Below are 1,595 nucleotides of genomic sequence, written 5' to 3' on the forward strand. Positions count from 1 at the left end.
CAGAAACGCAACCACTGCCATCACCAGCCCTGCGATGACACCTTTTATTGCAACAATCGGAACAGGGTCCTTTGCGGCAACATTCCGGGATATGTTATTATCAAGTGACCAGCACGTGCAGGTCAGAAGAATACCCAGCGCAGCGATGGAAAAACCCCATGCTGCCGAAGGGTCATATGAGAGAATAACACATGAGACGGTGATCAGGCTGAGTGCAATGACGATTCTTTTGTCAACCGCTTCATGAAAAAACGCTACCGCAAGGATGGTCGTTGCCACCGGTTCAAAATTTAACAGGAGTGAGGCAGTCGCTGAGGGAGTATGCTGCAGCGAGAGCATCAGCACCATTGGTGCCAGAATCCCACCGAAAAGAACAATTCCTGCAACAGAGGGGATATCCGACCGGGTCAGCGCTGCCTCAATCCGGTGCCGCTCACCGCCAAAGAGGCGCTCAAGCCACATGTATACCAAGAGACCAGCGCCGCTTCCGATATAAAACAGGGCTCCGAGGGTGACCGGGTCAATCTCTGTGAGAAGTATCTTGGCTGCGGGCGCTGATGACCCAAAGAGCACTGCCGCAAGGAAGGCATATATCACCGGAAGCCTGTTTTTTGTTATCATTGGATAATGTCATACAGGTATGGGGTTTTCCGGCATTAATCCTTCATTACCGGAATAAACAGGAACCCCGGAAAAATCGAATGGTCGGCACAACATACACGCGCAGAGTAAAAACGTTCCGATATACGGCCATGACAATTTCAACGCAGGATGAAAAAGACCATCCGGGTGCCGTGAAGAAATCATTTATCTCCAAAGCGCCAAACCATGTACAGCCACAATCCGATTCTCCGGGATATGGCGGTGATCCATCCATGAATAAAACAGGCATCCCAAATGCTCTGAGTATACTATCTGAAAACCGGCAGGGGGTATTACGTGATGTGGCCTTTGTCATGGCACGCCACGGTGCAAATATCCTGACAACCCAGCAGTCGGTCATCTCTTCAGGAAAACAGACAGATCTCTCAACTCTGTATTTTGAATTCGAAGATATTGTTGATACTGACTCTCTGATTCATGAACTATCAGAGATATCGGAAGTCCATTCTGTTGAGAGACACCAGCCTTTTTCAGAGATTTACGGGAAACGGGTGATCATACTGGGCGGCGGTGCACAGGTGGCACAGGTGGCGCTTGGTGCAGTGAATGAAGCCGACCGTCATAATATCAGAGGAGAACGGATATCGGTTGATACTATTCCCCTCGTTGGTGAAGACGAACTTGCAGCAGCGGCTGAGGCGGTGTCACGTCTGCCACGTGCCTCAGTACTTGTGCTTGCAGGCAGTATCATGGGCGGAAAAGTAACAGAATCCGTAATCAAAATTAAAAAGTTAGGGATCCCGGTAATTTGCCTATCAATGGTCGGGAGTGTCCCTGACCATGCAGACCTTGTGGTAACAGACCCAATCCAGGCAGGAGTGTTTGCCGTTATGCATGTCAGTTCAAAAGCTGTATTTAATATATATCGAGTTCAGGGAAGGAAATTCTAATGAGTATTGTATCTGATGCTGTCAAGGTGCTCCGTCGTGATG

At 49.0% G+C, this 1,595-nt stretch carries 2 protein-coding genes; one reads left to right on the forward strand and one right to left on the reverse strand.

The features are described from left to right. Positions 1-621 (reverse strand): DMT family transporter (locus tag MKMG_RS11375; protein WP_165078058.1); only part of this gene is annotated, 621 nt, incomplete at its 3' end. Between the two features lie 254 nt (positions 622-875). Between MKMG_RS11375 and MKMG_RS11380 the strand changes: the two genes are divergently transcribed. Further along, positions 876-1,553, forward strand: coding sequence for a DUF5612 domain-containing protein (locus MKMG_RS11380; protein ID WP_165078060.1), 678 nt, complete (start codon positions 876-878; stop codon positions 1,551-1,553). Positions 1,554-1,595 lie beyond the last annotated feature (42 nt).

It is taken from the genome of Methanogenium sp. MK-MG (genome assembly GCF_009914725.1).
In the GTDB taxonomy this organism is placed as follows: Archaea; Halobacteriota; Methanomicrobia; order Methanomicrobiales; family Methanomicrobiaceae; genus Methanogenium.

Coding starts and splice junctions, on each gene's coding strand:
- MKMG_RS11380 (WP_165078060.1), top strand. CDS start 876: ATGAATAAAACAGGCATCCCAAATGCTCTGAGTATACTATCTGAAAAC.